This window comes from uncultured Sphingomonas sp. (assembly GCF_913774285.1).
Classification (GTDB): domain Bacteria; phylum Pseudomonadota; class Alphaproteobacteria; order Sphingomonadales; family Sphingomonadaceae; genus Sphingomonas.
Genome location: NZ_CAJYHX010000028.1, coordinates 231810 through 256944, shown reverse-complemented (window position 1 = coordinate 256944; position 25135 = coordinate 231810). Strand labels below are relative to the sequence as shown.

Sequence of the window (25135 nt, the reverse complement as noted above, 5' to 3'; positions counted from 1 at the left end):
ACATTTGCTCGACAGTGCAAGCATGTGCCGGGCAGTCTGATGGCAGCCATGCGTCCCGACCCCATTGAACATCTCCGCCGGGTTTTCGGCTATGACGCCTTTCGCGGGGTGCAGGGCACGGTGGTCGACCGCGTCATGGCGGGGCAGCGCACGCTGGCGGTGATGCCCACCGGCGCCGGCAAGTCGCTGACCTATCAGCTGCCCTCGGTGATGCTGGAGGGGACCTGCGTCGTCGTCAGCCCGCTGATCGCGCTGATGCACGACCAGCTGCGTGCGGCCGAAGCCGTGGGCATCCGCGCCGCCACGCTCACCTCGGTCGACGACAATCGCGCCGAGACCATCGAGCGGTTCCGGGCCGGCCAGCTCGACCTGCTCTACATCGCGCCCGAACGCGCCTCGGGCGAGGGCTTCCGCAACCTCCTCTCCCAGGCGCCGCTCAGCCTGTTCGCGATCGACGAAGCGCATTGCGTGTCCGAATGGGGGCATGATTTCCGCCCCGATTACCGGCTGCTGCGTCCGCTGCTCGATCGCTTCCCCGACGTGCCGCGCCTCGCGCTCACCGCTACGGCAGACGCCCATACCCGTGCCGACATCCTCGAACAGCTGGGCATTCCGGAAGACGGGCTGATCGTCGCCGGTTTCGACCGGCCGAACATCCGCTACCACATCATGCCGCGCGAAAACACGACGCGGCAGATCATCGACATCGTCGCCGAAAATCCCGGCCCCGGCATCGTCTATGCCCAGACCCGCAAGGGCGTGGAGCAGCTCGCCGAGAAGCTCGCGGCGGAGACCGGGCGGCCGGTGCTCCCTTATCACGCCGGGCTCGATCCCGAGGTGCGCCGCCGCAACCAGGCGCAGTTCGTCGCCAGCGAGGACATGGTGGTGGTCGCGACCGTCGCGTTCGGCATGGGGATCGACAAGCCCGACGTGCGCTTCGTTGCCCATGCCGGGCTGCCCAAGTCGATCGAGGCCTATTATCAGGAAACCGGCCGCGCCGGCCGTGACGGCGATCCCTCGGTCGCGCACCTGTTCTGGGGCGCCGATGATTTCGCCCGTGCCCGCCAGCGGATCGGCGAGGTGGAGCCGTCGCGCCAGCCCGGCGAGCGCGCGCGGCTGACCGCCCTCGGCGCGCTGGTCGAAACGGCGGGGTGCCGTCGCCGCATTCTGCTCAAGCATTTCGGCGAGGACGCGCCGGAGACCTGCGGCAATTGCGACAACTGCCTCAATCCCCCGGCGGCGATCGACGTCAGCGTGACCGCGCAGAAATTTCTCTCGGCGGTGTTTCGCACCGGCATGCTCTACGGCATCGGCTATATCGAGGGCATCCTGACCGGCGTGTCGACCGAGCGCAGCCTGATGAACGGGCACGAGAAGCTCTCGGTGTTTGGTATCGTCGACGGCGACGAAGTGGCGATGCTGAAGCCCGTGTCGCGCGCGCTGCTGCTGCGGGATGCCTTGCGCACCAACGAGCATGGCGGACTGGAATTCGGGCCCGAGGCGCGCGCGATCCTCAAGGGCGAGGCGAAGCTGGAGCTGGTCCTGCCGCCCAAGCGCGAGCGGCGTCGCCGCGGGGCCAAGGGCTCGGTGCCGAACCCGGTGGGCAATCCGCTGTTCGAGGCGCTGCGGGCCAAGCGCCGCGAAATCGCGCAGGAGACGGGCCTTCCTCCCTATGTGATCTTCCATGATTCGGTGCTGCGCGACATGGCGATGGTGCGGCCCTCGTCGCTGGCGGAGATGGGACAGCTCTCGGGCGTCGGCGCGCGCAAGCTCGATGCCTATGGGCAGGAGTTCCTGAACGTCCTTCGCCAATTCTGATCGGCTTCCGCCCGCTTGGCGGGCGCGCTACAGCCTCGCGCTGGAATCAGAAGAAGGACCTGCCATGCCCAACAAGATCGACGACCGCATCTCGGTGGCCCCGCAGATCCGTCCCGAGGACGTGCCGGCGCTCGCCGCGGCCGGGTTCGTGCACATCATCAACAACCGCCCCGAGGGCGAGGAGTTCGGCCAGCCGACGGGTGCGCAGATTGCCGAGGCGGCCGAGGCGGCGGGGCTGGGCTATACCGAGATCCCGGTGACGCCGGGCGGCTTCTCGATGGCGCAGGTCGAGGCGATGGCCGAGGCGCTGGGCTCGGTTCAGGGACCGGTGCTGGCCTATTGCCGCTCGGGCACCCGCTCGTGCAACCTCTGGGCGCTCGCCACGGCGTACAAGGGTGGCGAGCCGGACGAACTGGTCGAAAAGGGTGCAGGCGCGGGGTACGACCTTTCCGGCATCCGCCCGGCGCTGGAGCAACTGGCGGGGAAGTAAGTCTTCCACTCTATCGCTCCCCTCCCGCTTGCGGGAGGGGTCGGGGGAGGAAGTAGCGCCTATGACGCTCCAGCCCCTCCCCTAGCCCCTCCCGCAAGCGGGAGGGGAACGCCTGCTTCGAGCGGCGGACCTCGCTCAACCCCAAAGGCACAAAAAATGGGCTGGTGGTTGCCCACCAGCCCAGTCGTCCGCAGGAGGAACCTCGGTGGGGCGCCGCGGCAGGAGAGGATCCCGCGGCGCCCGAACTTGTCAGTAGTTGTAGGCGCGCTCGCCATGCTCGTTGATGTCGAGCCCTTCGACTTCCACTTCCTTGGAAGGACGGATGCCGATGGTGAGCTTCAGGCCGTAGAACAGGATCGCCGAGACCAGGCCCGACCAGAAGAGGGTGATGCCCACCGCTTCGGCCTGGATCAGCAGCTGCGCCGCCGTGTCGTAGCTGGGTGCCGCGACCGCCGGGAACTTGGTGTAGTCGATGATGCCCTGCCCGCCGAGCGCCGGGTTGGCGACGATCGCGGTGCCGAGCGCGCCGATGATGCCGCCGACGCAATGCACGCCGAACACGTCGAGCGAGTCGTCATACTTGAGCTTGTTCTTCACCGTGGTGACGAAGAAGAAGCAGATCGGCGAGACGACCAGGCCGAGCACGATCGAGGTCATCGGCGCGGCATAGCCCGAGGCCGGGGTGATCGCGACGAGGCCGGCGACCGCACCGGTCACGCCGCCCAGCAGCGACGGCTTCTTGTGCACGACCTGCTCGATCACCGCCCAGCTCACCGCGGCAGCGGCGGTGGCGACGAAGGTGTTGATGAAGGCGACCGCAGTCACACCGTTCGATTCGAGGTTGGAACCGGCGTTGAAGCCGAACCAGCCCACCCATAGCAGCGAGGCGCCGATCATGGTCATGGTCAGCGAGTGCGGCGGCATCGGCTCGCTCTTGAAGCCCACGCGCTTGCCGATCACGAGGCAGCCGACCAGGCCGGCGATACCCGCATTGATGTGGACCACGGTACCGCCCGCGAAATCGAGCGCGCCCTTGCCCCACAGGAAGCCATAGTCGGTCGGCGTGTCGACCAGGAAGTCCGGACCCGCCCAGTACCAGACCATGTGCGCGATCGGGAAATAGGCCAGCGTCATCCACAGCACGGTGAAGATGATCAGCGGGGTGAACTTCACCCGCTCGGCAAAGGCACCGACGATCAGCGCCGGCGTGATGCAGGCGAAGGTCATCTGGAAGCAGACGAAGGCGAATTCGGGAATATAGACGTTGTTCGAGAAGGTCGCGGCATAGGTGCTCGCGCTCACGCCGACCAGGAACGCCTTGGACAGGCCGCCGAAGAAGTGGTTCTCGCCGCCGCTGGTGAACGCGATCGAATAGCCCCAGCTGACCCACACCAGCGAGGCGACCGAGACGATCATGAACACCTGCATCAGCACCGAGAGCATGTTCTTGGTGCGGACCAGGCCGCCATAGAACAGCGCCAGCGCCGGCACCGACATCATCAGCACCAGTGCCGAGGAGATCAGCATCCAGGCGGTGTCGCCCTTGTTCACCATCGCTGCCTGCTGGACGGCGCTGGGCGCCTTGATCAGTGCCGGTGTCTGTGCCCAGGCGGGCATCGCCGCGACGACCGCGGCCGCGCCGAGCGCGAGCCCGGCGGTCTTCCATCCTTGCTTCATTGCTACCCCCTTGCTCACAGCGCCGTCTCGTCGGTCTCGCCGGTGCGGATGCGCACGGCCTGGCCCATGTCGAGGACGAAGATCTTGCCGTCGCCGATCGCGCCGGTGCTCGCCGCCGCCTGGATCGCCTCCACGGCGCGGTCGGCAAGATCGCTGCCCACGGCGACCTCGATCTTGATCTTCGGCACCATGTTCGTGCTGTACTCGGCGCCGCGATAGATCTCGGTCTGGCCCTTCTGGCGGCCGAACCCCTTCACTTCGGTAACGGTCATGCCCGTCACCCCGACGGTGGTGAGCGCCTCGCGCACCTCGTCGAGCTTGAAGGGTTTGATGATGGCGATGATGAGCTTCATGTCGCCCCCTCTGGCGGTTGTCCCGGGGAACAACTTCGCAAGGGGCGTGCCAAATGGAACGCACAGAGGGGATGTGCGTTTCGTGCCGCCAAATATTACGAACTGGTGAATTTTGCGACGCGCGACTGCCCGAAAAACGGGCAGATCATTGCAGCGTCGCGCTGTCCTCGCCGTGGCGGCCGAAGAACTGCATCAGCTGGACGATCAGCTCGGCGCGGTCCTCCAGCCGGGGGGCTTCGAGCAGCGCCTGCTTCGACGCAGCGTCGAACGGCGCGATCTGGGCGATGCCGTTGACCAGCGATTCGTCGTCGAGCCGGGTCACCGCTTCCCAATCGACCATATAGCCGAGGCCATCGGCGAAGCGGCGCGACTCCATCTCGATCGAGGCGCGGCCGGCGAGCGACAGCGATTCGGAGTCGCCCGCCACTTCCAGCGCCGCCTCGACCTGGCGGAACGGGGTGCTCACCTCCAGTTCGCGGACGATGGTGAAGCGGCTCAGTCCCTCCAGCACGATGTTGAAGCGCCCGTCGTCGAGGGCTTCGACATCGGCGATCCGGCCGACGCAGCCGACATCGAACAGGGTCGGCGGATCCTTGTCATCGCGCGGCTGGACCATGCCGATCCGCCGGTCGCGCGCGAGCGCCTCGGAGACCATCGCGCGGTAGCGCGGCTCGAAGATGTGGAGCGGCAGGTGCATGCGTGGGAACAGCAGCGCACCCGCCAGCGGAAACACCGAGAGCCGCGTCGTCTTCATCCGAACAGGATCTGCGACAGCTTGCGACGCTGGGCGGCGACCCAGGGGTCTTCGAGACCCACGACCTCGAACAGCTTGAGCAGCCGCTGGCGCGCGGCACCTTCGTTCCAGGCGCGATCATCGCGGACCATGGCGAGCAGGGTCTCGGCCGCGCCCTCGCGGTCGCCTGCCGCCATCTGGCCGCCGGCGAGCTCGTAGCGAACGTCCATGTCCTCGGGATTCGCCGCCGCCCGCGCGGCGAGCCCGGCGAGATCGCCGACCGGCTGGGCTTCGCGGGCGAGGCTCAGCGCGGCGCGGGCGCGCTCGACTTCGGGGGCCTTGGCGGCATCGCCCTGGATCGCATCAAGCGCCGCCTGCGCTTCGTCGTGGCGGCCCAGCGCGGTCAGCGCCCGGACGCGACCGGCGGCGACCACGGCGTGATCGGGTGCCATTTCGGCGATCTGATCGAAAATCGCGAGCGCGCGCTCGGCATCGCCGTCGGCCAGCACCTGCTCGCCCATCGCGATCAGCGGCTCGAGCTCGGCTTCGACATCCGCTTCCTCGCCGCTGATCGGCAGCTGGCGGAGAATCTGGTCGAGCATCGTGCGCAGCTGCGATTCGGTGCGCGCGCTGGTCAGGTCGGCGACCAGCTGGCCCTGGAACATCGCATAGACCGTCGGGATCGAGCGGACCTGGAATTGGCTGGCGATGAAGTTGTTCTTGTCGACGTCGATCTTGGCCAGCATCACGCCCTTGGCGGCATATTCGTCGGTGACCTTCTCGATCACCGGGCCCAGCGCCTTGCACGGCCCGCACCATTCCGCCCAAAAATCGATGATGACGAGCTTCGACATCGACGGCTCGACGACGTCCTTGCGGAAGGCGTCGACCGCCTGTTTGTCGGCGGGGCTCAAACCAAGCGTGGCCAAAATGCGCTCCTTCAGCGAACTGCGGGTGCCGGCGCCTCGGACGGGCGCGTGGGCGGGTCGGCTCCTATTTGGGCGTTCGGGGCCGAACCGCCAAGTCTTTTCCAAAAAGTGCAAAAGGGGGGTTGCGCACTCTGAAACCCGCTGTTAGTTGGCCCGCCTCACCCGCCGAGAGCGCTTCGAAACGCTCCCGGCCACGACGCCAGAGCGGGCGTAGCTCAGGGGTAGAGCACAACCTTGCCAAGGTTGGGGTCGAGGGTTCGAATCCCTTCGCCCGCTCCAGTCGCCAACCAGCGACTGCACTGTCGATCTCACGGCATCAGCCGTTTTCTCCCCTCCGACAAATGCCATCGCATCGCGAGCGCCGCGCCGTCCGCATCCTGTGCGCGGATCGCCTCGACGATCGTCGCATGTTCGCGCACCATCGCCGCGATCGGCTCGGCTTCGCGCAGCCGGGCGATATCGACACCGGCACGCATGATTCGCATCGTTTCCTCGTGGAGATGCTCGAACGCCTTCTCGAAGGCGGGATTCGAGGTGGCGCGAAAGATCGCCCGGTGCAGCCGCCAATCCTCGTCATGCGCGGGGTCGCTGGAGAGCAACGCCCTGCGCAGATCGGCCAACGCCGATTCGATCTCTGCCAGCTGCTCGGGTGAGCGCCGGCGCGCCGCCAGGCGCGCCGCTTCCGATTCGAGCGCGAATCGCACTTCATAGGTGCCGAGCGTCGCCGAAAGCTCGTCGAACGCCATGTGCGCGCCCAGTCGCAGCGACGGCCGGCGCATCACATAGGAGCCCGCCCCGCGGCGCGCTTCGGTGATGCCGTCGGCCGCCAGCCGCACCAGCGCCTCGCGCACCACGGTGCGCGACATGCCGAAGCTTTCCGCCAGTCGCGATTCGGCTGGGAGCCGATCGCCGACGTTGAGCCCGCCCAGGATGATTTCGACGATGCGCGAATAGGCCTGGTCGGCGAGGCGCTGGTCGGCGGGTGCGTGGTTTCGCAGCATGATGCGCCACGATACTAAGCCGATTGGAAATGGCGAGTCGTGCCATGGTCTTAGGAGAAGCCGATGTCCGCCACCCCTGCCCCCATCCGCGTCGGCATCGGCGGCTGGACCTTCGAGCCGTGGCGCGGCACCTTCTATCCGGACAAGCTGCCGCAGAAGCGCGAGCTGGAATATGCCGCGAAGGCGCTCACCGCGATCGAGATCAACGGCACCTATTATTCCACCTTCAAGCCGGCGAGCTTCGCGGGCTGGGCCGCGGCGGCGCCGGAGGGCTTTGTCTACACGGTGAAGGGCTCGCGCTTCGTCACCAACCGCAAGGTGCTGGCCGAGGCGGGCGAATCGATCGCGCGCTTCTGCGGGCAGGGGCTGACCGAACTGGGCGACAAGCTCGGCCCGATCTTCTGGCAGTTCATGGCGACCAAGAAGTTCGATGCCGAGGATTTCGGCGCGTTCCTCAAGCTGCTTCCCGCCGAGCAGGACGGCGTGACGCTGCGCCACGCGGTGCAGGTGCGGCACGACAGCTTTCACACGCCCGAATTCGTCGCGCTGTGCCGTGCGGCGGGCGTGGCAATCGTCTTCGCCGATTCGCCGCAATATCCGGCGATCGCCGACGTGAGCGGCGACTTCGTTTATGCCCGGCTGGAGGCGGGCGAGGACGACAACCCCTTCTGCTACCCCGAGGCCGAGTTGCCGCGCTGGGTGGACGCGGCCAAGATCTGGGCGGCGGGCGGCCAGCCCGAGGGGGTGCCGACCTTCGCGCCCGAGCCCGCGCCGGTGCAGCCCCGCGAGACCTTCGTCTTCTTCATCCATGGCGGCAAGGTACGGGCTCCGGCAGGTGCCCAAGCGTTCATCCGCCGCCTCGGCTGAACCTCGAACCCTTTGCGGCGGCGCTTCGTTGAGTCCCGGCAACCCAGGAGGCCAGCATGACTCAAGATCCCGAACAGCAGAAGCCGCAGGACGACGAAGCCGAAGCGATGGAAGAGGCGCAGAAGGACGCCGCCGAGGAACGCGAGGAAGAAGGCGGCTATCAATAAGGACGCACAGGGCGCGGTGGCGAGACACCGCACGCCGCGCCCTGCCCCCGATGTCGGGCCTGTCCGCATGTCGTTCAAGGCCTAGCCAAGCGCGTGGGTAATTGATAATCACTCGCAGCATGAACGCCCCCGCCGCGATTCCCTTGCCCGTACGCCTCGCCCAGCTGCATCGCCATGCCCCCGGCACCGTTGCCGGAGTCGAATGGGATCGGCTCGCCGAACCCGAGGCACGCCGCCTGCGCGAGCTGGGGCTGGATGAAGGGGTGGAAGTCGAGCTTCTCCACCGCTCGGGCCTGTTCGGTGGTCCCCTCGCCTGCCGCATCGGCCGCATGACCGTGGCGCTCCGCCGTCATGTCGCCGCCGCGATTCATGTGACGCCGCTGGCCAAACAGGCATGAACACCACGCCATTGGTTGCGCTGGTCGGCAATCCCAATGCCGGCAAGAGCGCGCTGTTCAATGCGCTCACCGGCGCGCGGCAGAAGGTCGGCAATTATCCCGGCGTCACGGTCGAGCGCCATTCGGGCCGGATGGCGTTGCCCGATGGCCGCCCGATCGAGCTGGTCGACCTGCCCGGCGCCTATAGCCTCGATCCCGGCAGCCCCGACGAGCAGGTGACGCGCGACGTGCTGCTCGGCCGCCAGCAGGGCGAGCGGCTGCCCGACGCGATCCTCACCGTGGTCGACGCATCCAACCTCGACAACCATCTCCGCTTTACCCTCCAGCTGATCGCGCTGGGGCTCCCCATCATCGTCGCGCTCAACATGGTCGATCTCGCGGAGCGCGATGGCCTCAAGCTCGATCCGAAAGCGCTGGAGCGCGAGCTCGGCGTGCCCGTCGTCGCCACCGTAGCGGTGCGCCGCCGCGGGCTGGATGCGCTCAAGGAGCGGATGGGCGAGATGGTGAAGGGCGTGACCAGGATTCGTCCCTCGTCCGGCGTGCAGCACGATATCGTCCTGCTCCAGCGCCGCGCCCGCCAGATCGCCACCGCCGTCACCGTCTCCGAAACCGCCGCGCGGCGCTGGACGCACCGGCTCGACGCGCTGTTCCTCCACCATGTGGCGGGGCCGCTGATCCTGCTCGGCACGATGTTCCTGATGTTCCAGGCAGTGTTCGCCTGGTCGCAGGTGCCGATCGGCTGGATCGAGGACGGGATGAAGTGGCTCGGCGCCGAAGTCGGCACCGCGCTGCCCGACGGCGTGTTCCGCTCGCTGATCGTCGACGGTGTCATCGCGGGCGTCGGCGCAGTGATCGTCTTTCTCCCGCAGATCCTGATCCTGTTCGCCTTCATCCTGGTGCTGGAGGCGACCGGCTACATGGTCCGCGCCGCCTTCCTGATGGACCGGGTGATGGCGAGCGTCGGGCTTTCGGGCCGTGCCTTCATCCCGCTCCTTTCCAGCTTCGCCTGCGCGGTGCCGGGGATCATGGCGACGCGCACCATCTCCGACGAGAAGGACCGGCTGACCACCATCCTGATCGCGCCGCTGATGACCTGTTCGGCGCGGCTGCCGGTCTACACCATCATCATCGGCGCGCTGATCCCCGATCGCGCGGTGCTGCCCGGCGTCGGTCTGCAGGGGCTGGTGCTGTTCGGGCTCTATATTCTCGGCATCCTCGGTGCCTTTGTCGTTGCGCTGGTGCTGCGGCGGACGGTCACCAAGGGCGCGACCTCGGGCTTCATGATGGAAATGCCCAAATATCAGTGGCCGAGCGCGCGCGACGTGCTGCTCGGGCTCTGGCAGCGCGCGCTGATCTTCCTCAAGCGCGCCGGCACGATCATCCTGTACACGACGGTGATCCTCTGGGCGCTGCTCAGCTTCCCCAAGCCGCCCGAGGGCAGCGGCATCTCCAAGGTCGATTACTCGATCGCCGGGCGGATCGGCAGCGGGCTCGAGAAGATCGTGGCGCCGATCGGCTTCAACCGCGACATGGCCCTGGCGGTGATCCCGGCGATGGCGGCGCGGGAAGTGGCGGTCGCGGCGATCGGCACCGTCTATGCGGTCGACAATCCCGACGACGCGTCAGGGGAGGAGTCAATCCGCGAGCAGCTCCAGAAGCATTGGAGCCTGCCAAGCGCGCTCGCCTTCCTGATGTGGTTCGTCTTCGCGCCGCAATGCATCTCGACGATTGCGGTGACGCGGCGCGAGACCAATGGCTGGAAATGGCCGGCCTTCATGATCGGCTATCTGTTCGCGCTCGCCTATGTCGCCGCGGGGCTCACCTATTGGAGCGCGGTGGGCTTGGGAATGTAGGCCTCCGCCGGGAGGTACCCCGAGGGGTGCCTCCCGGGGTCGGATCACTGCAGCGTGTAGGCGGTGATCTTGGTTCCCTTCTCGGGGACTATTACTAGTTTCCCATCGGGAATGATCGCCAACTGGCCGACCTCTGGCGCAGACCATTTTACGTCATGGGCGCCGTCCAGCGCGATCGCGTAAGTCTTGGCGGTCGTGCTGACGAACAGGAGCGTATCGGTGACGATGACATTCCCGATGAAGGTCTCTTGGGGAGTCGGCGGCGACCAAGACCATAGCACGGTGCCGGTCAGTTCGCTCAGCGCGTCGAGCTGATGGTTTTCATTGCTGGGGGCGTAGAGCACACCTTTGGCAAGCGCAGGCACGTTGCTATAGTTGCGCGCGCTGCGCCAACGAATGGTACCCGCCGCAACATCAAAGTTGTTCAGCGGGATCGACACCGACGCATTGCTTCGGGAACCGGAGGCGGCGATCACGTTATTGGTTGAACCCAATATGGGTGAAAAATAATAGCCATAGGGGTGTGCGAAGTTCCTCATGTCAGCAATACGTTTTACCAGGCTACCACTAGCGCGATCAAAAACCTCTAGGCTATCGGAATAATAGTAAACATACTTATCGTCTATAGCAGGCGATTCGCCGTCTCGGGCCTGGTAATCGCTCCCCCCGGCGATCCATCTTTCTTGAAATGGCGACACGTTATAGCCGTATAGGACATTTCGAATAGCGCCTGCCGCAAAGTATAGCTCGTTGCCTATCCCCGCAGGCTGCGAGAGATAATCCACTTGTGAGGCGAACCGAAACTCTTTCAAGAAGCCTCCTGTGACGGCATCCAAGATCGACGTCCGTTTGGTACTAAGGTCGGAAGATATGCTGTTTACTGCTAGATAATTTCCGACGAGCACGGGGGCGCTCGCATTCCGGATGTCGCCGGGAGAGGTAGCCCAGCCAGGCAAGCCGTTGGTGCCTTCGATCTCGTGAACGACGGGCCGCCCGGTCGACTGTTTCACGGTTACGAATACCGATCCTTTTCGAGCGACGACCGGTTCAAAGGCAACTGCAGCGTCTTGGGACCAAACCCACTTCTTCACAAAGACCGCCGGGTCGAAGGCGGCATGCACATAGCCGTTATGTGCGGCGTTGCGCTGGAGGGTGGTCCAGTCGAGAAGATCGACGTTCAGGGAATAGACGAAGCTCTTGCTCGATCCCGGATAGACAGTCGTGCACGCGACCTCGCGGCAGAGGCGGAAACCGACACTGCTTGCGTAAGCTTTCGGCTGCAATCCCGCAACGGTCTTCAACTTGTAGGTGAAGACATTCCCGTTTTGCGCCACTGCACCATCCTGCGTCAGGACAGCAGGGTCCAAATTCAGATCCGGTATTACCGGATCCGAGCTTGTGCCGCTAAAGGTGGCGCTGACCGTGAAGCTCGTCGAGAAATTGTTCTCCGAGGCGGTCTGTCGCGCCGCCGATGGTGTGAGCGTAACCTCGAGTGTCGGCGGTGGCGGTGTCGGCATGGGCGTCGGTGCAGATGGCGGCGTGGAAGTCCCCGTGGTCCCGCCCCCCGAACAGCCAGCCGCCATAATCACCAACAAGGCCATCAAAATCAGTCGCATCCCCCATAACCCCCCAAGACGATCTTCAATGCCGATAGATTGCGCATTTTACTGGGTATCATCAGCTTCGACCTATTGTCACCCGATGCGTCGCTAGTGGAAAGTAGTATTCCTCAACAGCTATCGTCGAACTCTTCGTCTCATCGATATGCATCGATCGCACTGGATCCCTGCAAAACGATCGGCGTTCAGCGCATCCGGCAAACGGCAACGCGGACGCGCCTCTGGTTCCGCAGCGCAGTCTTCGCTACACGCGCGCGATTATGAGCACCGTAACCCCCGAACTCCGCGCAGCCGCGCTCGTCTCCAAGGCCTGGCCCTATGAAGAGGCGCGCAAGCTGCTCAAACGCTATCCGCAGATCGCAGAGGGTGGCGCGCCGGAGAAAGGCCATGTGCTGTTCGAGACCGGCTATGGCCCCTCGGGTCTGCCGCACATCGGCACGTTCAACGAAGTGCTGCGCACCACCATGGTCCGCCGCGCGTTCGAGAGCCTGTGCGACGTACCCACCCGGCTGATCGCGTTCAGCGACGACATGGACGGGCTGCGCAAGGTGCCGGACAATGTGCCGAACCAGGAAATGCTGCGCGAGCATCTCGGCAAGCCGCTGACCCAGGTGCCCGATCCGTTCGAAAAATATGAGAGCTTCGCGCATCACAACAATGCCCGCCTGCGCGAATTCCTCGACCAGTTCGGCTTCGAATACGAGTTCGCCTCCTCGACCGACTATTACACCGGCGGCCGCTTTGACGCGGCGCTGAAGAAGGTGCTGCGCCACTATCAGGGCATCATGGACGTGATGCTGCCGACCCTCCGCGCCGAGCGCCAGGCGACCTACTCCCCCGTCCTGCCGATCAGCCCCAAGTCGGGCATCGTGCTGCAGGTGCCGGTGGAAGTGGTCGATGCCGAGGCAGGCCTGATCGCCTTTGAGGACGAGGGCGAGCGGATCGTCCAGTCGGTGCTGGGCGGCAAGGCCAAGCTCCAGTGGAAGGTCGACTGGGCGATGCGCTGGGTGGCGCTGGACGTCGACTACGAGATGGCGGGCAAGGACCTGATCGACTCGGTCACCCAGTCGGGCAAGATCGCGCGCGTGCTCGGCGGCCGCCCGCCCGAGGGCTTCAACTACGAGATGTTCCTCGACGAAAAGGGCGAGAAGATCTCCAAGTCCAAGGGCAACGGCCTCAGCCTCGAGCAATGGCTGACCTATGGCCCCGAGGAGAGCATCGCCTTCTACGCCTATCGCGAGCCGAAAAAGGCCAAGCAGCTGCACCTGGGCGTAATCCCGCGCGCGATCGACGAATATTGGCAGTTCCGCGGCAACTATGCGGGTCAGGGGGTCGAGCAGCGGCTGGGCAACCCGGTCCATCATATCCACAATGGCGAGCCGCCGGCGGAGACGCTGCCGGTCACCTTCGGGCTGCTGCTCAACCTGGTCGGGGTGATGGGCGAAGCGACGAAGGAGCAGGTCTGGGGCTACCTCACCAACTATGTCCCCGACGCGACGCCCGAAACCTATCCGGCGCTCGACCGTCTGATCGGCTACGCCCTTGCCTACGCCCGCGATTTCGTCGCCCCCACGCTCAAGAAGCGGGCACCGGTCGGCGTGGAGATCGCGGCGCTGCAGCGGCTCGACGCGGAACTCGCCGCGCTGCCGTCGGATGCGACCGCCGAGGCAATCCAGGACCAGGTGTACGAGATCGGCAAGACCGCCGGTTTCGAGAATCTGCGCGACTGGTTCAAGGCGCTGTACGAAACGCTGCTCGGCTCCGAACAGGGCCCGCGCATGGGCAGCTTCATCGCGCTGTACGGCATCGCGAACAGCCGCAAGCTGATCGCGGAAGCGCTGGCGAAGGCGGAAGGCTGAGAACGGCGCCTACCCTCCCCCGTCGGGGTGAGGTGGCCCGGCGGCGGGCTAGGCGGTCCTGCGGTCGACCAGCACCGCGACGCCCAGGATTGCCAACCCGCCCAGCGCCAGCAGCGCGCCTACCCAGCCCGTCGACGTCCAGCCATAGCCGGCGGCGATCGCGAGTCCGCCCAACCACGGGCCGAGCGCGTTGGCGGTGTTGAACGCCGAGTGGTTGAGCGCGGCGGCCAACGCCTGGGCCTCGCCCGCCACGTCCATGAGGCGAGTCTGCAGCACCGGCCCCAGTGCCCCGGCGAAGCCGATCGCGAAGACGTCGAGCGCCACGAGCGGCAGCGAATGCGCCGCCAGCGGGTAGAGCGAGAGCGCGATGGCACTGGCGATCAGCAGCGCCGCCCCGGTGGGCATCAGCGCGCGGTCGGCGAAGCGCGGCACGACGATGTTGCCCGCGATCATCCCCATGCCGAATACCGCCAGCACCAGCGGCACGCCCCAGGGCGGGGTGCCGGTGACGTGCATCAGCGTCGAGGCAACATAGGTGTAGACGCAGAACAGCCCGCCGAAGCCGATCGCGCTCACGCCCAGCGTCAGCCAGACCTGGCCGTTTGCCAGCGCGCGAAGTTCGCGCAGGGGGCTTGCGCCATGCTGCGGGCGATCCTCCGGCGCCAGCCACAGCACCAGCAGCACGGTGATCAGCGCCAATACCGCCACGATGGCGAAGCCCCAGCGCCAGCCCACCGCCTGGCCCAGCCAGTTGGCCGCCGGCACCCCGAGGACCGTCGCTACCGACAAGCCCAGCATGATCCGTCCGACTGCCTGCGAGCGCTGGTCGCTCGGCACCAGCGAGGCGGCGACGAGCGACGCGATCCCGAAATAGGCACCGTGCGGCAGCCCGCTGAGGAAGCGAAACAGCAGCATCCAGTGATAGGTTGGGGCGAGCGCGCTCAGCGCATTGAACAGCGCGAAGCTCGCCATCAGCGCGATCAGCAGCGCGCGGCGCGACCATTTCGCCGCCGCGACCGCGAGCAGCGGGGCGCCGACCACCACGCCCAGCGCATAGGCGCTTATCACGTGGCCGGCCGTCGGCTCGTCGATTCCGAGGCCCTTGGAGAAATAGGGCACCAGGCTCATCGTCGCGAATTCGGTGGTGCCGATCGCGAAGCCGCCCATGGCGAGCGCGAAGTGAACCAGGCCCGGCGAGCGGGCGGCGGAGCGTTGAACGGGAGCGTGCACCGCAGGCAGATGGGTTTGCTGCAGTGCAGCGTCAATTCGGAAATCGTGCAACCGCAACTGCTTTGCGCGCAATCAAGGATGGCTGGCAAAATGCGCTGCGGCAGGGTTACTCGGCGACATTGTCCGCCACCCATGCGCGCCGCTGCCCGAGCGGCTGGGGCGCGCCGGTGGTGGTGTCGTGTGCCGTCTGGTGCTCCAGCTCCGAGTTCAGCTCGGCGCCGAACAGCAGCACATAGGACGAGAGGTACAGCCAGGTGAGCAGGGCGACAATCGCGCCTAGCGAGCCATAGGTCGCATCGAAGCGCCCGATATAGCGGACATAGGCGCCGAAGCCGAGCGTGAGACCCAGCCAGAGCAGCGCGGCGAGCAGCGATCCGGGCGTGATCCAAGTCCAGCGCGGCTTCGCCCGCGACGGGCCGAAGCGATAGAGCGCCGCCGCCCCCGCGGCGCCGGCCAGCGTCAGCAGCACATGGCTGGCGATCTTGCCGAGCACGAGCAGCGCGTCGGGCGCGAAGGGCAGGAAGTGATCGAGTGCGCCAAGGACAGTCATCGCGCCCGCCGCGAGCACTGCCGCGACCACCGCGCCGAAGGTGATCGCGATGGCGGTAAGGTTCACCCAAATGAAGTTGCGCTTCTCCTTTTCCTCATAGGCGATGTTGAGCGCGGCGATGATCGCGCCAGCGCCGTTGCGCGCGCCGAACAGCGCGATGGCGAGCGCGATCAGGATGCCGAAGCCCTTCTGGCCATCGGGGCTGTGGACCAGGCCGAGCAGCTGATCGCCCACCACCGCGGCGATGTCGCGCGGCAGGATGGTGGAGAGCGCGCGTACATCGTGCAGCACCGTCACCGGATCGGCGATCAGCCCGTAGCTCAGCACCACCGCGCCGAGCAGCGGCACCAGCGCGAGGAAGCCGTAGAACGCCACGCCGGCGGCAATCAGCCCGATATTGTCGTCGCTCGCCTCGTTCCAGCTGCGCCACAGCACGGACTTCCATCCGGCCCATGGCATCGTCCACGGGCTGTGCGCGTCGCGCCCCTTCGGATCCATGCTGCTTCCCCTGTTCGTTGATGCGGGAAAGCGCGCGACTCGCAGACTGGGTTCCTTGCTCCCAAAGGGTGAGGGTGTTGAAATCGCGCCGGTTACGGTATGTCGGCATGGCCGAACAGCGGCAGCGGCTCGGCCAGCCCGCGCTCGAAATTGGAGACCGTCACGCCCACCAGCCGTATGCCCTTGGGCGTCGGCAGCACCGATCGCAGCAGCGCGATGCTCGCGGCGTGGAGCTGCGCGCGGCTGGTGATCGGGGCGGTGTGGCTGCGGCTGCGGGTGATGATCTGGAAATCGGCATATTTGATCTTCACCGTGGCGGTGCGACCGAAGCCCTGGGTGCGTTCGCACCATTCCCATACATCGTCGGCCTGGCCCAGTACCGCGGCCTCGATCTCGGCATCCTCGGTCAGGTCGCGGCTGAAGGTGGTTTCGGATCCCGAGGACTTGCGCTCGCGATTGGGGTTCACCGGCCGTTCGTCGATCCCGCGGACGATCTGGTGATACCATTCGGCGCTGCTGCCGAAATGCTGCTGGAGGAAGTCGAGCGACTTGGCGCGCAGATCCGCGCCCGTCTCGATCCCCAGCCGCTGCATCTTGGCGGCGGTGACCGGCCCCACGCCGTGAAAGCGCGACACCGGCAGCGTCTCCACCCAGGCGGCGCCCATCTCGGGCGTCACCGCGAACTGGCCATTGGGCTTGCGATGGTCCGAGGCGAGCTTGGCGAGGAACTTGTTGTACGACACGCCGGCCGAGGCAGTGAGGCCGGTCTCCGCCAGGATGCGCGCGCGGATCTCCTTCGCGGTCGCCCAGGCGGTGCCGAGCCCACGGCGATCCTCGGTCACGTCGAGATAGGCTTCGTCGAGCGACAGCGGCTGGATCAGATCGGTATAGTCGGCAAAGATCGCGTGGATCTGCTGCGACACCGCCTTGTACACGTCGAAGCGAGGTCGCACGAAGATCAGGTCCGGGCAGCGCCGCAGCGCCGTGACCGAGGGGAGGGCCGAGCGCACCCCGAAGGTGCGCGCCTCGTAGCTCGCCGCCGCGACCACGCCGCGCGCCGCCGCCGATCCCACCGCCACCGGCTTGCCGCGCAAGCTCGGATCGTCGCGCTGCTCGACCGAGGCGTAGAACGCATCCATGTCGATATGCAGGATCTTCCGGGTGGGCGGCGCGGCCATGGCGCCGATATACCGCCGGATGAACGAATAGGGAACAGCGTTTCCGACCCAAGTCATTGTGAAACCGGCATGCGGGCGGCTAAGGAAGGCGACATGCAGACGTTTTCTCGCCGCCTCGCCCTCCTGCTCGCCTGTCTCCTCTGGACGCTGCCTGCGGCGGCGAAGACGATTTTGTTCGTCGGCAACAGCTTCACCTTCGGTGCCAATTCGCCGGTGATGCGCTACCGGCCCGACCGGGTGAACGACCTCAACCGCGAGGGCATTGGCGGCGTACCAGCGCTGTTCCGTACCTTCGCGGTGGAAGCGGGGCTCGACTGGCAGGTGAGCCTGGAGACCTCGCCCGGCAAGGATCTCGCCTGGCACCTCGCCAACCGCCGCACGCTGATTGATCGGCGCTGGGACGTGGTGGTGCTGCAGGGCTTCAGCACGCTCGATGCCGAGCGGCCCGGCGATCCCACCCGGCACCTCGCGGCGGCGCGCGAGCTGGCGGCGCTGTTCCACGCCCGCAATCCGGCGGCGCAGGTGGATCTCGTCGCGACTTGGTCGCGTGCCGACCAGACCTATCGGCCGGGCGGCCATTGGCATGGGTCGTCGATCTACCGAATGGCGGAAGACCTGCTCGCGGCCAACCGGCTGGGGCTGGCGCCGGGTTACGGCATCCACGGCGTGCTGCCGGTCGGCACCGCCTGGAACCGCGCGATTCGCGACGGGTTCGCCGATGCCAATCCCTATGACGGCATTGCCTGGGGCCAGTTCAGCCTGTGGACCTGGGACCAGTATCACGCCAGCGCCGAGGGCTATTATCTGGAAGCGCTGGTCGAGTTCGGCGCGATCACCGGCCGCGATCCGCGCAGCCTGGGCCCGCGCGAGCGCGCCGCCGAGGATCTGGGGATCAACCCCGAGGTCGCCCGACGGCTGCGCGACGTCGCCGCCGCCGAGCTCGCGGCTCAGCGGGTCGGCGGCGCGCCGTAATAATCGGGGGCGCCGTCCAGGCGCACATCGATCCGGTCGAGCAGGAAGCCCGGGTCCATCGCGAAGACCTCGATCCGGTGCGGGCCCGCGGCGAGCAGGCCCAGCTTGAGGGTGCGCACGGCGGTGTTGGAGAGGACATTGGCCTTCCACTCGTCGCTGCGGCCATGGGTCTCATAGTCGAGCACGGTGATCGCGCCGCCATCCACCCGCACGCCGATGCGCAGCTTGTTGGCGGAGGTGAGGGCGTGGACCGGAAGGCCGACCACCTTCAGCTCGGCGTCGCCCTTGTTGCCCAGCACGAAAGGCAGGACGAGCGGAGCGGCGGCATCCGCCTTGTCGCTGGAGGGCAGGTCGAACTTGCTGCGCAGCACAGCGCCGCGCGAGCCTAGTTCGGCGATCCGCTCCCAGGGCGTACCGGCGAGGTTCAGGTCGGCCGGGGTGAGCGAGATGATGTGGTTGACCTCGGGCGTCGCATCGCCGGCGGGGAAGGGCTGCAGCACCGGCTCCAGATAGACCATCGCGCCGTTGCAGCGGATCTTGCCCGCGGCGATGGCGCCCTTGCCGTCATACTTCACGGCGACGCGCATTTCGTAGCCGTTGCGCGCATCGAGCCTCCCCGACCGGGCGGAGAGTTCGACGCCTTCCAGCCCTTCGACCTTCCAGTCGCTCACCGCGCCCTTGCCATAGACGGTCATGGTGCGCGTTTCCGGCTTGCCGGGCGCGAAGGCGAGCGCGCGGGCATCGGCACCGCAGGGGGCGGCGGGCGCGAGGTCGATCTTGGGGTAGGGCGGCTCGGCGAAGACGGCGAGCTGGCGCGGGGCCATGTCCATGATGCCGCGCCACTTGCCGCCGTTCTGGGCATTGTAGGCGGCGGTGTCGGCGACGATGATCTGGTGCGCGGCGCGGGCCTGGTCCGCGAGCGCATTGGCGCTGGCACGCCCCTGACGCGCGTACAGCGCGGCGAGATCGAGCTTGAGGTTGCGCTCGTTGAGCTTGGCCGCGCCCCGAACGGGGTAGAGCACCAGCTGGAAGAAGGCGTCGCGGCGGTCGGCGGGCATGGTTGCGGACAGCGCTTCCGCCTTGTCGAGCAGCGTTTGGTAGCGGGCGATCCGCGCCTGTGCCTCGTCCCCGCCCGAGCGGACATAGTCGCCGATGCGGATCGGGGTTTCGGGCTCGACGGTGCTGAAGCCCATGAACTCGGGCTTCCGCTCCCAGGCGAGGTCATAATAGTCCATGAGGACGTCGGCGACGGGGGCGCCCTGCGCGCCGAACTGCTCCCTGGCCCAGTCGGTGAGCTGCGCGCGCACGGGCTTGTTGAGAAGCTTGGCGTCGAAGGCGACATCGAGGAAATAGCTCGTCAGCACCTCGCCCGGCTTGATGTCGCCGACATTGACGACCCAGAGTTTCCGCGTGCCGGTCTGCCAGGCGCGGTCGAGCTGCTCGCGGATCAGTGCGGGGTGGGTGGTCGCGAGCCACAGATAGTCGTGCGGCCGGCCCCAATAGCTGATGTGATAGTAGAGGCCGGAGCCTCCTTTCCGCGCGCGCTCGGCGGCGGTGGGCAGCTGGCCGAGATAGCCGTAATTGTCCTCGGGCCAGACGAGCGTCACGTCTTCGGGCACCTTCAGCCCGCTACGATAGACGTCGAGCACTTCCTTGTAGAGGGTCAGCACCTGCGGGATCTGATCGGCCGGCTTGCCCTGCGCGGTGGCGAGCAGCCCGCGCTGCAGGTCGATCGCCTGGGTGGTGGCGGCGAGCGCCTGTTCGGGGCTCTTGGCGCCCTCCAGTGCGGAATCGTGCTTGCCGCGCAGACCGATCGTATAGACGTTCTCATACGCCTTCACGTCGTCCACCCGGCGGCGCCAATAGTCGACCATGCGGTCGCGATTGGTGAAGAAGTTGAAGGGGCCCTCCGCCTTCTCGTCCCACTCGCGGACGTTGTTGCGCAGCATCGGCTCGGCATGGGAGGTGCCGACGACGATGCCGTACGCCTTCGCCATCTCGGCATTGCCGGGGATTTGGTAGAAGGGCTTGGTGCTCTCGTGCATCGCCGGCCAGATCAGGTTGGCCTTGAGCCGCCACATCAGCTCGAACACCTTCGCGTAGGTCTTGGGGCCGAAATCGCCGGTCTCGGGCTCATAGGTCTTGGCCGCCCAGGGCTGGAGGCCCCAATCCTCGTCGTTGAGGAAGATGCCGCGATACTGGACCGAGGGCGCGTCGGAGAGCAGGCGGCGGCCGTCGACCACCAGCCGATCGGCATGGCGCGGCGCCACGTCCGCCCACCATTCCCAGGCCGAGATGCCGATCGCGCGGCTGAGGTCCACCGTGCCCCAGATCGCGCCGCGTTGGTCCGAGCCGGCGATCAGCAGGTAGGACCGGCCGGGGTGCTGCTTCGAGGGAGCGAGGACGCGGATATAGCGTTCCCACTGGCCGTCCAGCGCGGTGAGATTGACCTTCGTATCGGCGGCGACGGCGCGGACGAGGGCGGAGTCCTTCTGGCCGATGACGACGCAGAGCTTGCCGCAGGCGGCAAGGTCGCTTGCTACCAGCGGCGTCTTGCCCGCGCGCTTGCCGATGTCGCGGGCGAGCAGTTCGCCGGCGAGCTTCGCCGAGGTCGCATCGTCATGGACGATGGTCGCGGTGGTACGGCCGTCGAACAGCACCGCCTGCTGGGCGTGCGCGGCGAGGGGAAGGGCGAGGAGAGCGGGCAGGGCGAGATGACGCATGCCGCGGTTGAAGCATGGGCAGCGGCGGAAGGGAATGCCTTTGAGCAAACGTTCCCCTCCCACTTGCGGGCGGGGCTAAGGGAGGGACCGACGTGGAAGAAGTGCTGCTGCGATCCAGCCCCTCCCCCGACCCCTCCCGCAAGCGGGAGGGGAGCGCATGCTGCTAGCCCTTGGCTCGTGCCGCGGCTCGCGCGATTGCCACGCACTCCACCTCCGCCAGCAACTCCCCCGCGCTACCCGAGGACATCATCGCCCGCTCGGCCGTCCGCACCCGCTCGATCGCGCGGGCGATCTGCGGCGCGGACCAGCGGCGCAGCGCCCGCCCCGTCGCGGGGCGTTCCTTGAAGAACACGCGGTGGCGCTCCATCGCGTCGTCGACGCTGGCGCCCTGGTCCATCTCGGCGCGCAGTTCGGCGAGCGTCATCAACCGGCGGACCAGCTGGCGCATCAAGGGAATCGCCGAGCCGCCGCCTTCGCCGAGCTTGGCCAGCTCCTCGCCCACCTCCGCCACGCGCCCGTCGAGCACCGCCTCGATCGCGCCGAACAGCTCGCCTTCGCCCAGATCCGCGCCGATCGCATCGAGCGCGGCGCCGTCCGCATCGCGCGGATGTTTGGGATCGGCGTCGAGGAACAGCGCCAGCTTCTCGATCTCGCGGGTCAGCACCGCGCGGTCGCCCGCCGAGGCCAGCGCCAGCCGGTGCGGCACGTCGCCGGTGAGGCGCAGGCCATGTTCGCGCGCGATCGTGCCCGCCAGCTGCGCGGCACCCGCGCCTTCCGGGACATAGCAGGCGAAGGCCATGGCCGTGGGCGCGGCGATCGCTGCCTTCACCAGCTTGCCGCTGGTCTTGAGGTTCGGCCCGATCGCGACCACCGGATTGCCCGCGCGCTCGGCGCCGAGCAGCAGCGCGATCGCCTCGGCCGCGCCTTCCTCGATACCCTGCACGCGGATGTATCGCGCGCCCCCGAACAGCGAGAGCGACGCCGCCTCGTCGGCCAGAATGCCGGGCTGGTCGCGCAGCATCTTCATGTCGATGTCGATGCGCTCGACCTCCGGCCCCAGCGCCTTGCCGAGCCGCTGGGCGAGATCGGCGGCGCCCGCTTCGTCGGGGCCGTGGAGCAGATAGAGGCGGGTATCGGGCCTGGGCGCTTCTACCGCCGCGCGGATCTGGCCCGCATTGGCCTTCACTTGGGCCGCGCGCCGCCTTCGCGCACCGTCCGCGCCAGCCGCGCGACGATCTGGTCGGCGACGATGCCCGAGAGCCGCTCGAGCGCCGACTTCTCCGCGGCGATCGTGGCATATTCGGAGCCGACCACGTCGATGCCCGCGTCCGATCCGGCGGTGGCATCCAGCACCACCTGGCCATTGCGCAGGTCGATCAGCTGGTAGCGCGCGCGCAGCGTCCGCCGCTCGCGTGACACCGAGTCGTCGCGCCGCACGCCCAGGCCGATGATCTGGTCGTCCAGCTTCACTTCGAGCCGATAGGCCGCCGCGCCGTCCTTGTTCGCCAGCCGGTCCTTGAGCGCGTTGGCCACGAGCCAGCCCGACTGGCCTTGGATCGGCGCGACCTCGACCGCCGAAAGCGTCGTCGCCACCGCCCCGCCGCTGCCCCCCTGGTACATCGGATGCAGCCCGCACGCGGAGAGCGCGAAGGCGAGGGGGGCGAGCAGGGCGACGGTCTTGTTCATGCGACGATGTTCACCAATCGATCGGGCACCACGATGATCTTGCGCGGTGCGTTGCCTTCGAGCAGCCGAACGATCTTGTCCGACGCAAGTGCCGCGGCCTCGACCACGTCCTTGGCCGCGCCCTTCGGCATCACCAGCGTATCGCGCAGCTTGCCGTTGACCTGCACCGCGATCGTCACCTCGTCGTCGACGAGCAGCGCCGGATCGACCGCCGGCCATTCGGCATCGGCGATCATCCCGGTTTCGCCCATCGCCGCCCAAGCCTCTTCGGCGATGTGCGGCACCATCGGCGCCACGATGCGGACCAGCGCGCGGATCGCGGCGCTGCGCGAGGCGGAGGGCTTGGCCTTCTCGATCGCCGCGGTCAGCTCGTAGAGCTTGGCGACGGCCTTGTTGAAGGTCAGCGCCTCGATATCCTCGGCGACGCCGGCGATCGTGCGGTGGAGCTTGCGGTCGAGATCCTTGTCCTCGCCTTCAGCCTGCTCCAGCCCGTCGAACAGGCGCCACAAGCGGTTGACGAAGCGCCAGGCGCCTTCGATGCCGCTCTCGCTCCATTCCAGGTCGCGCTCGGGCGGGCTGTCGGAAAGCACGAACCAGCGGGTCGCGTCGGCGCCATACTGGTCGACGATCTCGGTCGGGTCGACGGTGTTCTTCTTCGACTTCGACATCTTCTCGACGCGACCGACGGTAACCTCCGCGCCGGTGTCGGTCAGATAGGCCGATCCGTCCGCGCGGAACGACACCTGAGACGGTTCGAAATAGACCTTCCGCTCCAGCCCCTCATGCTCTTCGAGCTGATAATAGCTGGCGTGGGTGACCATGCCCTGGGTGAACAACCCGGCAAACGGCTCGGCCACGTCGATGCGGCCGATGTGGCGCAGCGCCCGGGTGAAGAAGCGCGCATAGAGCAGGTGCAGGATCGCGTGCTCGACGCCGCCGATATACTGGCCGACCGGCAACCACTGCTCGGCCACCCCCTTGTCGAACGGCTTGTCCGCAGGCTGGCTGGCGAAGCGGAGGAAATACCAGCTCGAATCGACGAAGGTGTCGAGCGTGTCGGTCTCGCGCCGCGCGGGCTTGCCGCACTTCGGGCAGTCGACATGCTTCCACGTCGGGTGGCGATCCAGCGGGTTGCCGGGCACGTCGAACGAGACGTCCTCGGGGAGCGAGACCGGCAGCTGGTCCTTTGGCACGCCGACGGGGCCGCAATCCTCGCAATGGATGATCGGGATCGGGGTGCCCCAATAGCGCTGGCGGCTGACGCCCCAGTCGCGCAGGCGCCACACGGTGCTGCCGGTGCCCCAGCCGCCCTCTTCGGCGCGGCGGATGACTTCGCGCTTCGCATCGACGACGTCGAGGCCGTCGAGGAAGTGCGAGTTCACCAGCGTGCCGGGGCCGGTATAGGCCTCGGTGCCGTCGAACTTCGACTCGGTCTTGTCGCCTTCGGAGACGACGCGGCGGATCGGCAGATCGTACTTGGTCGCGAATTCGAAGTCGCGCTGGTCATGTGCCGGCACGCCGAACACGGCGCCGGTGCCGTAATCCATCAGCACGAAGTTCGCGATATAGACCGGCACCTGCCAGCTCGCGTCGAACGGGTGCTGCGCGGTGAGCCCGGTATTCCAGCCGAGCTTTTCCTGCGTCTCCAGCTCGGCTGCGGTGGTGCCGCCCTGCTTGCAACGCTCGATGAACGCCTGGACTTCCGGATTGCCCGCGGCGAGGGCTTGCGCGATCGGATGGTCCGCCGCGATCGCGACGAAGCTCGCGCCGAAGATCGTGTCGGGCCGCGTGGTGTAGACGGTCAGCCCTTCGCCGTTGGACAGCGACCAGGTGAACTGCAGGCCCTCGGATTTGCCGATCCAGTTTTCCTGCATCAGCTTCACCTTGTCCGGCCAATGCTCGAGGCCCTTCAGCCCTTCGAGCAGGTCATCGGCGAAATCGGTGATCTTTAGGAACCACTGGTTGAGCTTGCGCCGCTCGACCAAGGCGCCCGAGCGCCAGCCGCGCCCGTCGATCACCTGCTCGTTGGCGAGCACGGTCATGTCGACGGGGTCCCAGTTGACCGCGCTTTCCTTGCGATAGACGAGGCCGGCCTCATAGAGGTCGAGGAACAGCGCCTGTTCCTGGCCGTAATAGTCAGGCTCGCAGGTGGCGATCTCGCGCGTCCAGTCGAGCGCGAAGCCCAGGCGCTTGAGCTGCGCCTTCATCGTCGCGATGTTCTGGCGAGTCCAGGCGCCGGGATGGACCTTCTTTTCCATCGCGGCATTTTCGGCGGGCATGCCGAAGGCGTCCCAGCCCATCGGATGCAGCACTTCCATGCCCTTCATCCGGCGGAAACGCGCCAGCACGTCGCCCATCGTGTAGTTGCGCACATGGCCCATATGGATGCGCCCCGAGGGATAGGGGAACATCTCGAGCACATAGGACTTCGGCTTGGGCGAATCGTCGCGGGCGGCGAAGGTGCGGTTTTCCTCCCACGCCTTCTGCCACGCCGCGTCCGCCTTCAAGGGATTGAAGCGAGACGCCATTCTTGA

Annotated in this window: 20 protein-coding genes and 1 tRNA gene; 8 read left to right on the top strand and 13 right to left on the bottom strand. The window is 67.0% G+C overall.

Annotated features, from left to right (window positions below):
• Nucleotides 1–48 precede the first annotated feature (48 nt).
• The gene (gene recQ, locus QZ670_RS15385; protein WP_294257086.1) at nt 49–1818 is read left to right on the top strand and encodes a DNA helicase RecQ; all 1770 of its coding nucleotides are present in this window, start codon (nt 49–51) and stop codon (nt 1816–1818) included.
• Nucleotides 1819–1882: 64 nt separating this feature from the next.
• The gene (locus tag QZ670_RS15380) at nt 1883–2308 is read left to right on the top strand and encodes a TIGR01244 family sulfur transferase (RefSeq protein WP_294256890.1); all 426 of its coding nucleotides are present in this window, start codon (nt 1883–1885) and stop codon (nt 2306–2308) included.
• A gap of 249 nt (nt 2309–2557) precedes the next feature.
• Here QZ670_RS15380 and QZ670_RS15375 read toward each other — a convergent pair whose 3' ends face one another.
• From QZ670_RS15375 to QZ670_RS15360, 4 genes are all read right to left on the bottom strand, one after another.
• Nucleotides 2558–3985: an ammonium transporter gene (locus QZ670_RS15375; RefSeq protein WP_294256888.1), complete on the bottom strand. Its 1428-nt coding sequence runs from the start codon at nt 3983–3985 to the stop codon at nt 2558–2560.
• Between the two features lie 14 nt (nt 3986–3999).
• Nucleotides 4000–4338, bottom strand: a complete 339-nt coding sequence (locus QZ670_RS15370) for a P-II family nitrogen regulator (protein ID WP_010542740.1) — start codon at nt 4336–4338, stop codon at nt 4000–4002.
• Between the two features lie 145 nt (nt 4339–4483).
• Nucleotides 4484–5092: an LON peptidase substrate-binding domain-containing protein gene (locus tag QZ670_RS15365; protein ID WP_294256884.1), complete on the bottom strand. Its 609-nt coding sequence runs from the start codon at nt 5090–5092 to the stop codon at nt 4484–4486.
• Nucleotides 5089–5985 (bottom strand): tetratricopeptide repeat protein, encoded by an 897-nt coding sequence (locus tag QZ670_RS15360; RefSeq protein ID WP_294257084.1) that lies wholly within the window; start codon nt 5983–5985, stop codon nt 5089–5091. The genes QZ670_RS15365 and QZ670_RS15360 overlap by 4 nt, the downstream gene beginning before the upstream one ends.
• Nucleotides 5986–6204: 219 nt before the next feature.
• Between QZ670_RS15360 and QZ670_RS15355 the strand changes: the two genes are divergently transcribed.
• A tRNA-Gly gene (locus QZ670_RS15355) sits at nt 6205–6279 on the top strand.
• A 29-nt stretch (nt 6280–6308) separates the two neighbouring features.
• On the opposite strand, the gene QZ670_RS15350 is transcribed toward QZ670_RS15355, so the two are convergent.
• Nucleotides 6309–7001: a FadR/GntR family transcriptional regulator gene (locus tag QZ670_RS15350; RefSeq protein WP_294256882.1), complete on the bottom strand. Its 693-nt coding sequence runs from the start codon at nt 6999–7001 to the stop codon at nt 6309–6311.
• Nucleotides 7002–7064: 63 nt separating this feature from the next.
• Between QZ670_RS15350 and QZ670_RS15345 the strand changes: the two genes are divergently transcribed.
• The 3 genes from QZ670_RS15345 to QZ670_RS15335 all read left to right on the top strand — a co-directional run bounded on the left by QZ670_RS15345 (nt 7065) and on the right by QZ670_RS15335 (nt 10286).
• Nucleotides 7065–7868: a DUF72 domain-containing protein gene (locus QZ670_RS15345; protein WP_294256880.1), complete on the top strand. Its 804-nt coding sequence runs from the start codon at nt 7065–7067 to the stop codon at nt 7866–7868.
• 286 nt (nt 7869–8154) lie between these two features.
• Nucleotides 8155–8433 (top strand): FeoA family protein, encoded by a 279-nt coding sequence (locus QZ670_RS15340; RefSeq protein ID WP_294256878.1) that lies wholly within the window; start codon nt 8155–8157, stop codon nt 8431–8433.
• Entirely contained in the window at nt 8430–10286 is a 1857-nt protein-coding gene (locus QZ670_RS15335) for a ferrous iron transporter B (RefSeq protein ID WP_294256876.1), read from the top strand. Before QZ670_RS15340 ends, QZ670_RS15335 begins: the two co-directional genes overlap by 4 nt.
• 44 nt (nt 10287–10330) lie before the next feature.
• On the opposite strand, the gene QZ670_RS15330 is transcribed toward QZ670_RS15335, so the two are convergent.
• The gene (locus tag QZ670_RS15330) at nt 10331–11902 is read right to left on the bottom strand and encodes a PQQ-binding-like beta-propeller repeat protein (protein ID WP_294256874.1); all 1572 of its coding nucleotides are present in this window, start codon (nt 11900–11902) and stop codon (nt 10331–10333) included.
• 263 nt (nt 11903–12165) lie between these two features.
• Here QZ670_RS15330 and QZ670_RS15325 point away from each other — a divergent pair, with 263 nt between their 5' ends.
• Complete coding sequence (locus QZ670_RS15325) at nt 12166–13764, top strand: lysine--tRNA ligase (RefSeq protein WP_294256872.1); 1599 nt, start codon at nt 12166–12168, stop codon at nt 13762–13764.
• Between the two features lie 48 nt (nt 13765–13812).
• Here the strand turns inward: QZ670_RS15325 and QZ670_RS15320 are convergent, their stop codons facing one another.
• From QZ670_RS15320 to dinB, 3 genes are all read right to left on the bottom strand, one after another.
• Entirely contained in the window at nt 13813–14931 is a 1119-nt protein-coding gene (locus tag QZ670_RS15320; protein WP_294257082.1) for an MFS transporter, read from the bottom strand.
• A 169-nt stretch (nt 14932–15100) separates the two neighbouring features.
• Entirely contained in the window at nt 15101–16042 is a 942-nt protein-coding gene (locus QZ670_RS15315) for a YihY/virulence factor BrkB family protein (RefSeq protein ID WP_294256870.1), read from the bottom strand.
• A 92-nt stretch (nt 16043–16134) separates the two neighbouring features.
• Complete coding sequence (dinB, locus tag QZ670_RS15310) at nt 16135–17220, bottom strand: DNA polymerase IV (RefSeq protein WP_294257080.1); 1086 nt, start codon at nt 17218–17220, stop codon at nt 16135–16137.
• A 93-nt stretch (nt 17221–17313) separates the two neighbouring features.
• On the opposite strand from dinB, the gene QZ670_RS15305 reads away from it, so the two are divergent.
• A complete protein-coding gene (locus tag QZ670_RS15305) occupies nt 17314–18192 on the top strand; it encodes a PEP-CTERM sorting domain-containing protein (protein ID WP_294256869.1) in 879 nt (292 codons plus the stop codon).
• Here QZ670_RS15305 and QZ670_RS15300 read toward each other — a convergent pair.
• From QZ670_RS15300 to leuS, 4 genes are all read right to left on the bottom strand, one after another.
• Nucleotides 18168–20915, bottom strand: a complete 2748-nt coding sequence (locus QZ670_RS15300; protein ID WP_294256867.1) for a glycosyl hydrolase 115 family protein — start codon at nt 20913–20915, stop codon at nt 18168–18170. The genes QZ670_RS15305 and QZ670_RS15300 overlap by 25 nt on opposite strands.
• Nucleotides 20916–21078: 163 nt before the next feature.
• Nucleotides 21079–22101 carry a DNA polymerase III subunit delta gene (gene holA, locus QZ670_RS15295; RefSeq protein WP_294256866.1) on the bottom strand — a complete coding sequence of 341 codons (1023 nt, stop codon included), beginning with the start codon at nt 22099–22101 and terminating at the stop codon, nt 21079–21081.
• Entirely contained in the window at nt 22098–22601 is a 504-nt protein-coding gene (gene lptE, locus QZ670_RS15290; protein ID WP_294256865.1) for an LPS assembly lipoprotein LptE, read from the bottom strand. Before lptE ends, holA begins: the two co-directional genes overlap by 4 nt.
• Entirely contained in the window at nt 22598–25129 is a 2532-nt protein-coding gene (gene leuS / locus QZ670_RS15285; RefSeq protein WP_294256864.1) for a leucine--tRNA ligase, read from the bottom strand. The genes lptE and leuS overlap by 4 nt, the downstream gene beginning before the upstream one ends.
• Nucleotides 25130–25135: the final 6 nt, after the last annotated feature.

What these genes read in the sequence shown, in the direction of transcription:
- QZ670_RS15345 (WP_294256880.1), top strand. Translation starts at nt 7,065, where the DNA reads ATGTCCGCCACCCCTGCCCCCATCCGCGTCGGCATCGGCGGCTGGACC.
- QZ670_RS15365 (WP_294256884.1), bottom strand. Translation starts at nt 5,092, where the DNA reads ATGAAGACGACGCGGCTCTCGGTGTTTCCGCTGGCGGGTGCGCTGCTG.
- dinB (WP_294257080.1), bottom strand. Translation starts at nt 17,220, where the DNA reads ATGGCCGCGCCGCCCACCCGGAAGATCCTGCATATCGACATGGATGCG.
- leuS (WP_294256864.1), bottom strand. Translation starts at nt 25,129, where the DNA reads ATGGCGTCTCGCTTCAATCCCTTGAAGGCGGACGCGGCGTGGCAGAAG.
- QZ670_RS15305 (WP_294256869.1), top strand. Translation starts at nt 17,314, where the DNA reads ATGCAGACGTTTTCTCGCCGCCTCGCCCTCCTGCTCGCCTGTCTCCTC.
- QZ670_RS15375 (WP_294256888.1), bottom strand. Translation starts at nt 3,985, where the DNA reads ATGAAGCAAGGATGGAAGACCGCCGGGCTCGCGCTCGGCGCGGCCGCG.
- QZ670_RS15370 (WP_010542740.1), bottom strand. Translation starts at nt 4,338, where the DNA reads ATGAAGCTCATCATCGCCATCATCAAACCCTTCAAGCTCGACGAGGTG.
- QZ670_RS15350 (WP_294256882.1), bottom strand. Translation starts at nt 7,001, where the DNA reads ATGCTGCGAAACCACGCACCCGCCGACCAGCGCCTCGCCGACCAGGCC.
- QZ670_RS15325 (WP_294256872.1), top strand. Translation starts at nt 12,166, where the DNA reads ATGAGCACCGTAACCCCCGAACTCCGCGCAGCCGCGCTCGTCTCCAAG.
- QZ670_RS15335 (WP_294256876.1), top strand. Translation starts at nt 8,430, where the DNA reads ATGAACACCACGCCATTGGTTGCGCTGGTCGGCAATCCCAATGCCGGC.
- QZ670_RS15300 (WP_294256867.1), bottom strand. Translation starts at nt 20,915, where the DNA reads ATGCGTCATCTCGCCCTGCCCGCTCTCCTCGCCCTTCCCCTCGCCGCG.
- lptE (WP_294256865.1), bottom strand. Translation starts at nt 22,601, where the DNA reads ATGAACAAGACCGTCGCCCTGCTCGCCCCCCTCGCCTTCGCGCTCTCC.
- QZ670_RS15330 (WP_294256874.1), bottom strand. Translation starts at nt 11,902, where the DNA reads ATGCGACTGATTTTGATGGCCTTGTTGGTGATTATGGCGGCTGGCTGT.
- QZ670_RS15340 (WP_294256878.1), top strand. Translation starts at nt 8,155, where the DNA reads ATGAACGCCCCCGCCGCGATTCCCTTGCCCGTACGCCTCGCCCAGCTG.
- recQ (WP_294257086.1), top strand. Translation starts at nt 49, where the DNA reads ATGCGTCCCGACCCCATTGAACATCTCCGCCGGGTTTTCGGCTATGAC.
- QZ670_RS15320 (WP_294257082.1), bottom strand. Translation starts at nt 14,931, where the DNA reads ATGGGCGGCTTCGCGATCGGCACCACCGAATTCGCGACGATGAGCCTG.
- QZ670_RS15315 (WP_294256870.1), bottom strand. Translation starts at nt 16,042, where the DNA reads ATGGATCCGAAGGGGCGCGACGCGCACAGCCCGTGGACGATGCCATGG.
- QZ670_RS15380 (WP_294256890.1), top strand. Translation starts at nt 1,883, where the DNA reads ATGCCCAACAAGATCGACGACCGCATCTCGGTGGCCCCGCAGATCCGT.